At 65.9% G+C, this 7,181-nt stretch carries 7 protein-coding genes; 3 read left to right on the top strand and 4 right to left on the bottom strand.

Annotation, left to right across the window (positions count from 1 at the left end):
- Nucleotides 1-399, bottom strand: a 399-nt coding sequence (locus DT603_RS14400) for an MFS transporter (protein WP_162350674.1), incomplete at its 3' end; no start/stop codon positions are given.
- Nucleotides 400-473: 74 nt separating this feature from the next.
- Here DT603_RS14400 and DT603_RS14395 point away from each other — a divergent pair.
- Nucleotides 474-737, top strand: coding sequence for a hypothetical protein (locus tag DT603_RS14395; RefSeq protein WP_343037765.1), 264 nt, complete (start codon nt 474-476; stop codon nt 735-737).
- A 592-nt stretch (nt 738-1,329) separates the two neighbouring features.
- Here DT603_RS14395 and DT603_RS14390 read toward each other — a convergent pair.
- The 3 genes from DT603_RS14390 to DT603_RS14380 form a co-directional block, all read right to left on the bottom strand.
- Nucleotides 1,330-1,935: a trimeric intracellular cation channel family protein gene (locus tag DT603_RS14390; protein WP_425500982.1), complete on the bottom strand. Its 606-nt coding sequence runs from the start codon at nt 1,933-1,935 to the stop codon at nt 1,330-1,332.
- Between the two features lie 100 nt (nt 1,936-2,035).
- Nucleotides 2,036-3,538 (bottom strand): aldehyde dehydrogenase, encoded by a 1,503-nt coding sequence (locus tag DT603_RS14385; protein ID WP_162350672.1) that lies wholly within the window; start codon nt 3,536-3,538, stop codon nt 2,036-2,038.
- Nucleotides 3,539-3,698: 160 nt separating this feature from the next.
- Nucleotides 3,699-4,247, bottom strand: coding sequence for a cupin domain-containing protein (locus tag DT603_RS14380; protein ID WP_162350671.1), 549 nt, complete (start codon nt 4,245-4,247; stop codon nt 3,699-3,701).
- 149 nt (nt 4,248-4,396) lie between these two features.
- Here DT603_RS14380 and aptA point away from each other — a divergent pair, with 149 nt between their 5' ends.
- Together aptA and ald are read left to right on the top strand one after the other, a co-directional pair.
- A complete protein-coding gene (gene aptA / locus DT603_RS14375) occupies nt 4,397-5,773 on the top strand; it encodes an omega-aminotransferase AptA (RefSeq protein ID WP_162350670.1) in 1,377 nt (458 codons plus the stop codon).
- 64 nt (nt 5,774-5,837) lie between these two features.
- Nucleotides 5,838-6,953, top strand: coding sequence for an alanine dehydrogenase (ald, locus tag DT603_RS14370; protein WP_162350669.1), 1,116 nt, complete (start codon nt 5,838-5,840; stop codon nt 6,951-6,953).
- Nucleotides 6,954-7,181: the final 228 nt, after the last annotated feature.

Below are 7,181 nucleotides of genomic sequence, written 5' to 3'. Positions count from 1 at the left end.
CTCGCCCCCCAGCCCCAGGCCCTGGCCGAAACGGCACACGGCCAGCAACACAGGCGCCAGCACGCCGATGCTCGAATAGGTCGGCAGCAGGCCGATGGCGATCGTCGATATGCCCATGGTCAGGAGCGCCGCGACCAGGGTCGCCTTGCGCCCGATGCGGTCGCCGAAATGCCCGAACAGCGCCGAGCCCACCGGCCGCGCGAAGAACGCCAGCGCAAACGTGATCAGCGACTTGAGGGTCGCGGTGGCCGGGTCGCTTTCCGGGAAGAACAGCTGCGGGAACACAATCACCGCGGCGGTGGCGTAGATGTAGAAATCGAAAAACTCGATGGTGGTGCCGATCAGACTGGCGAACAGCACCCTGCGCGGGGAATTGGCAACAGCAATGGGGTTCGTCATCGTCTACGATCTGGCCGGGCTGCCGGGATTCTGGCAGATTCCCGCAAACCCCGGCACGGGCGAAGGAGGGCGATGTGGACGCAGACCTCGATGCGATGACTCCGATGGAACTGGCAGCGGAAGTCCGCAAGCTGCGCGCCGCCATCCGCGCGCACCGCGATTCCACCCGGCACGAACTGTGCTGGCACCACCCCGCGCTGTGGGGACTGCTACCCGAAAAGACCGACCCACTGCCCGCAGTGCCGGCCTGGCCACAGTTCCTGCGCGGCTGCATCCACTACCGCCAGTCACTGGATGCGCAGCTTCCCGACGCGCCACGGGTGGAAGACGAGCTGTAGGAAGGCATCGGCCGACAGGCATTTCCTCCTGTGGCCCCCAGCTGCCGGGTCATCTGTCCATTGCCCCGCGCACGGCGGAACAGGCCCGCTTCTCCTCTCCCCTTGCGGGAGAGGATGCCCAAGGGGCAGGAGAGCGCAGCGCTGCGTGCTCGGGCTCTAGCTCGTTCGACGCAAGGCGAGCCAGTCATCACTGCTAGCTCCGGCCTACCCTCTCCCGCCCTCCGGGCACCCTCTCCCATAAAGGGAGAGGGGAGCTTTGGTTAAGCAGCATCCGATGCGCCACGCGTTGAGGACCGGCTGTAGAAAATCATAGGCACGAAGGGGCTATCCATCTTGCATCTCCAGCTACCGAGTCCTGTGGCCATAGGCCAGGCATCGGGCTGCGCTTTTCTCCTCTCCCCTTATGGGAGAGGATGCCCGCAGGGCAGGAGAGGGGAGCGCGAGCGAAGCGCTGCGTGCTCTTGCTCTAGCTCGTTCGACGCAAGGCGAGCCAGTCATCACTGCTAGCGCCGGCGTACCCTCTCCCGGCTGTTGGCCACCCTCTCCCATCAAGGGAGAGGGCATCCTTCGTTTGGATTTTTAGAAATAATCTTCAATCCCAATCATCCCTGTAAACAAACTTCGGCATCTCCCAGTGGTAGCGGATCGCCAGCATGCGCAGGACGAAGCCCACCACCATCGCCACCACCAGGCCCACGCCATGCTGGATGCCCAGGTGCGGCGCGGCCATGTACAGCGCGCCGGTGACCAGCGAAACGCTGGCATACAGCTCCTTGCGGAACAGCAGCGGGATCTGCGTGCACAGCACGTCGCGCAACACGCCGCCGAAGGTGCCGGTGACCATGCCGCTGACCAGGATCACGATCCAGTGCAGGCCCAGGCCCTGGGCGATGTCGCAGCCGATCACCGTGAACACCACCAGGCCGATCGCATCCAGCACCAGGAAGCTGGTGCGCAGGCGTTTGGCGATCGGCGCGATCAGCGCGGTGGCCAGCGCGGCGACCAATACGATCACTAGGTAATAGGGATGCTCGATCCATGACAGCGGGTGCCGGCCGAGCAGCACGTCACGCAGGGTGCCGCCGCCCAGGGCGGTGACGCAGGCCAGCACGCACACGCCCAGCCAGTCCATCTCGCGGCGACCGGCGACCAGGGCGGCGCTCATGGCCTCGGCGGCAATGGCGATCAGAAAAAGCACATGCAGGAGCAAGCGGGTCCCCGGGTCACGGGCCGCGTAGCGGCGGCGATGGGCGATTGTGCCACCGCCGGCGCCTCGCGCGCGGTGCCGCGCGCGGCACTCAGCTTTCCAGGTTGATCCAGGTCGCCTTCATTTCGGTGTACTTGTCGAAGGCATGCAGCGACTTGTCGCGGCCGTTGCCCGACTGCTTGTAGCCGCCGAACGGCGCGGTCATGTCGCCGCCATCCCAGTAGTTCACCCACACGCTGCCGGCGCGCAGCTTACGGGCCACGCGGTGGGCGCGGCTGATGTCGCGGGTCCACACGCCCGCGGCCAGCCCGTACTCGCTGTCGTTGGCCATGCGCAGGGCCTGCTCTTCATTGTCGAAGGCAATCACCGACAGCACCGGCCCGAAGATTTCCTCGCGCGAGATGGTGTGCTCGTGCGACACCTCATCGAACACGGTCGGTTCGATGTAACTGCCGCCGGCCACGGTGTCGGCGCGCTTGCCGCCCAGCACCAGCCTGGCGCCTTCGGCCACGCCCTTCTCGATATAGCCCAGCACGCGGCGGGTCTGGATCTCGTCGACCATCGCGCCCATCGGCGCGCCCGGCTCGAACGGATGCCGCGGCTGCATCCTGCGCCCGGCCTCGACCACGCGGGCGACGAACTCTTCCTTGATCGAACGCTCCACCAGCAGCCGCGAGGCCGCAGTACAGACTTCGCCCTGGTTGTAGAAGATGCCGCTGGCCGCGGCCTCGGCGGCCCTGTCCAGGTCCGGCGCATCGGCGAACACCAGGTTCGGGCTCTTGCCACCGCATTCCATGTAGGCGCGCTTGAGGTTGGAACGTCCGGCGCACTGCAGCAGCTGCTTGCCCACCGCCGTGGAGCCGGTGAACACCAGGCCGTCGACGTCCATGTGCAGCGCCAGCGGTTCGCCCGCTTCCTTGCCAAATCCAGGCACCACGTTGAACACGCCCGCGGGAATGCCGGCCGCCATCGCGATTTCGGCCAGCCTGATCACGCTGAGCGGCGACTTCTCCGAAGGCTTCAGCACCACCGAATTGCCCATCGCCAGCGCCGGCGCCAGCTTCCAGGCCGCCATCAGCAGCGGGAAATTCCACGGCACGATCGCGCCAACCACGCCCAGCGGCTCGCGCGTGATCAGGCCCAGTTCGCCGGGGCCAGTGGGCGCGACTTCGCCATACACCTTGTCCAGCGCCTCGCCGGTCCAGGCCATGCAGCGCATCGTCGCCGCCACGTCCACCGCGCGCGCATCGCTGACCGGCTTGCCCATGTCCAGCGACTCCAGCAACGCCAGTTCGTCGGCATGCTGCTCGATCAGCTGCGCGAACTTCAGCAGCACCTTCTTGCGATGGCTGGGCTTTGCTTCGGACCACGCGCCGGAATCGAAACTGCGCCGCGCCGCGATGACCGCCCGCTCGATGTCCTCGGCCGCGCACTCGGCCACCTGGCCCAGCGAACGCCCGTCGATGGGACTGATGCAATCGAAGGTCCTGCCACTGGCAGAGTCGACGTACTTGCCGTCGATGAAGGCCTGCGTGCGGATCTGCAGCCCCTCGGCAAGGGCCTGCCAGCTGTCACGGGTGCGTGGTGCGTTCATTTCTTGCTCCTGAGTTCCCTTCTCCTTCGGGAGAAGGTGGCGCGAAGCGCCGGATGAGGGAATGGAAATTACTGGGCCTTCCAACTTTCACTACAAGCGGATGACCCATTCCCTCATCCGCCCTTCGGGCACCTTCTCCCGAAGGAGAAGGGAAAGAAAATCAAAACGTAGCCGGCGTATTGGCACTGAAAATCACCGCATCCACGTCGCCCACGTTGCGGAACCGGTGCGGCACCCTGCTCTCGAAATAATAGGCCTCGCCGGCGCGCAGCACCCGCACCTGGCCGCCCACGGTGACTTCCACCTCGCCCTCGATGACCACGCCACCCTCCTCGCCCTCGTGCAGCAGCATGCTGTCGCCGGTGTCGGTGCCCGGCGCCATCACCTCGCGCAGGATGCACATCTGCCGCTGCGGGCGATGCTGGCCGATGAGGAAATAGTGGATGCCGTTGCTGCCCACGTCCGGCAGTTCGTCGGCGCCATAGAACGGACTGTCGGGCAGCCCGACATCCAGGTCCAGGGTGAAGAAATCGGCCAGCGAGATGGGAATGCCGTCCAGCACCTTCTTCAGCGAACTGACCGAGGGACTGACCTTGTTCTGTTCGATCAATGAAATGGTGCTGTTGGTGACCCCCACGCGCTTGGCCAGCTCGCGTTGGCTGAGCTCCTTGGATTTGCGTACCAGCTGCAGCCGCGCGCCGATGTCCATGCTGCCTTCATGCCGTTCGGGTGTTGCTTGATACTTTACACGCCAAGGAAATCGGGTCAATTTCCACCCGATTGCCGGCGCGGTTGTAAAGTTTTTTCAACGCGCTAAGCTGCAGGCCAGCCCACACCACACCCCCCGGAGCAGCCGAAATGAGCGCGGATTCGATCACCGACGGCGCCACCCTGGCCCACCATTACGCCACCCAGGCCACCGCGGCGCCGCCGTCGATGGATGCCTTCTGGATGCCCTTCACCGCCAACAAGCAGTTCAAGGCCGCGCCGCGCCTGCTGGCCAGTGCCTCGGGCATGTACTACAAGGACGTGGACGGGCGCGAGATCCTCGACGCCACCGCCGGCCTGTGGTGCTGCAATGCCGGCCATTCACGCCCGCGCATCGTGCAGGCGGTGAAGACCCAGATCGAGACCCTGGATTTCGCGCCGAATTTCTCGATGAGTTCGCCGCTGCCCTTCGTGCTGGCCGAACGCCTGGCCGCGCTGGCGCCGGGCAAGCTCAACCACGTGTTCTATACCAACTCCGGCTCCGAGTCGGTGGACAGCGCGCTGAAGATCGCCATCGCCTACCACCGCGCGCGTGGCGAGGGCCAGCGCACGCGCCTGATCGGTCGCGAGAAGGGTTACCACGGCGTCGGCTTCGGCGGCATTTCCGTGGGCGGCCTGCCCAACAACCGCAAATGGTTCGGCCCCGGCCTGCCCGGCGTGTCCCACCTGCGCCACACCCTGGACATCGGCCGCAATGCGTTCTCCAAGGGCCTGCCCGAATACGGCATCGAACTGGCCGAGGACCTGGAGCGCATGGTCGCCCTGCACGATGCCTCCACCATTGCCGCGGTCATCATCGAACCGATCTCCGGTTCGGCCGGCGTGGTCATTCCGCCCGATGGTTACCTCAAGCGCATCCGCGAGCTGTGCACCAAGCACGGCATCCTGCTGATCTTCGATGAAGTGATCACCGGTTTCGGCCGCGTCGGCAATGCCTTCGCCGCGCAGCGCTTCGATGTCATCCCCGACATGATCACCGCCGCCAAGGGCATCACCAACGGTTGCGTGCCGATGGGCGTGGTGATGGTCTCCGAGGACGTGCACGACGCCTTCACCCACGGCCCCGACAACGCCATCGACCTGTTCCATGGCTACACCTATTCGGGCCATCCGCTGGCCTGCGCAGCCGCCATCGCCACCCTGGACACCTATGCCGAGGAAAACCTGTTCGACAAGGCGATCGAACTGGGCGACTACTGGCAGGAAGGCATCCATTCGCTGAAGGGCCTGCCCAATGTCATCGATATCCGCAATTACGGGCTGATCGGCGCCATCGAACTGGCACCGCGCCCGGGCGCGCCCGGCACGCGGGCCTATGACGCCTTCAAACATGCCTTCCACGAAGGCAGCCTGCTGACCCGCGTGACCGGCGACGTGATCGCGCTGTCGCCGCCGCTGATCCTGGAGAAGGCGCATATCGACCGCATCTTCCAGACCTTGACGGACACCTTGCGCGCCACCGCGTAAAATCGCGCCACACCCGGCCCGGCGCTCCCCACGCGCATGCCCCACTTATGCACTGGAGAGAAAAATGCTGATCGGCGTCCCGAAGGAAATCAAGAACCATGAGTACCGCATCGGCCTGACCCCGGCCGGTGCGCGCGAACTGGCCGCCAATGGCCACACCATCATGATCCAGCATGACGGCGGCAAGTCGATCGGCCTGACCGACGAGATGTACGTGCGCGCCGGCGCCGAGATCGTGGAAACGGCCGAGGAAATCTTCCGCCGCGCCGACATGATCATCAAGGTCAAGGAACCGCAGCCGGTCGAATGCGCGATGCTGCGCCCCGGCCAGGTGCTCTACACCTACCTGCACCTGGCGCCCGATCCGGCACAGACCAAGGCGCTGGTGGCCTCGGGCGCGACCTGCATCGCCTACGAGACCGTCACCGACCGCAAGGGCGGCCTGCCGCTGCTGGCGCCGATGAGCGAGGTGGCCGGGCGCATGTCGATCCAGGCCGGCGCGCATGCGCTGGAGAAGGCGCAGGGCGGCTCCGGCGTGCTGCTGGGCGGCGTGCCCGGGGTGAAGCCGGCCGAAGTCATGGTGATCGGCGGCGGCGTGGTCGGCATCAATGCCGCGCGCATGGCCATGGGCATGAACGCGCACGTCACCATCCTGGACCGCTCGCTGGATCGCCTGCGGTACCTGGATGAACTGTACGGCCACCAGCTGACCACCATCTATTCCACCCACGACGCCATCGAGGAACGCCTGGCCGACACCGACCTGGTGATCGGCGCGGTGCTGATCCCCGGCGCCGCCGCACCCAAGCTGATCGCGCGTTCGCAGCTGAAGCTGATGCGTCCGGGCTCGGTGCTGGTGGACGTGGCCATCGACCAGGGCGGCTGCTTTGAAACCAGCAAGGCCACCACCCACCAGGAACCGACCTACGAGGTGGACGGCGTGATCCATTACTGCGTGGCCAACATGCCCGGCGGCGTGGCCCGCACCTCCACCTTCGCCCTCACCAACGCCACCCTGCCCTTCGCCGTGCAACTGGCCAACAAGGGCGCGCGCCAGGCCATGCTGGACGACGAGCACCTGCTCAACGGCCTGAACGTGCACGACGGCAAGGTGACCTACAAGGCGGTGGCCGACGTGCTGGGCTACGACTACGTGCCGTCGACGAAGGCGCTGGGCTGAGGCGCTTCCCCTCCCCTTGTGGGAGGGAACTTGAAACACTTCCCTCTCCCCTTGCGGCGCCCGAGGGTGTGCAAGGCGGAGAGGGTGCCCCCCAAGTGCTTTAACCGGGGGGCGGGAGAGGGGTGCCGGAGGCGATGCACCCTCTGCGTCCCTGCGATGGCGAGTGCGGGAAACCTGATCACTGCACTCGCAATTCTCCTCGCACTGAATTCCAACCAGCTCCGGTAT

The sequence above is a fragment of the Pseudoxanthomonas gei genome, assembly GCF_010119615.1.
In the GTDB taxonomy this organism is placed as follows: domain Bacteria; phylum Pseudomonadota; class Gammaproteobacteria; order Xanthomonadales; family Xanthomonadaceae; genus Pseudoxanthomonas_A; species Pseudoxanthomonas_A gei.
The sequence above is the reverse complement of the archived record's forward strand: the minus strand, read 5'-3'. Positions and strand labels throughout refer to the sequence as shown.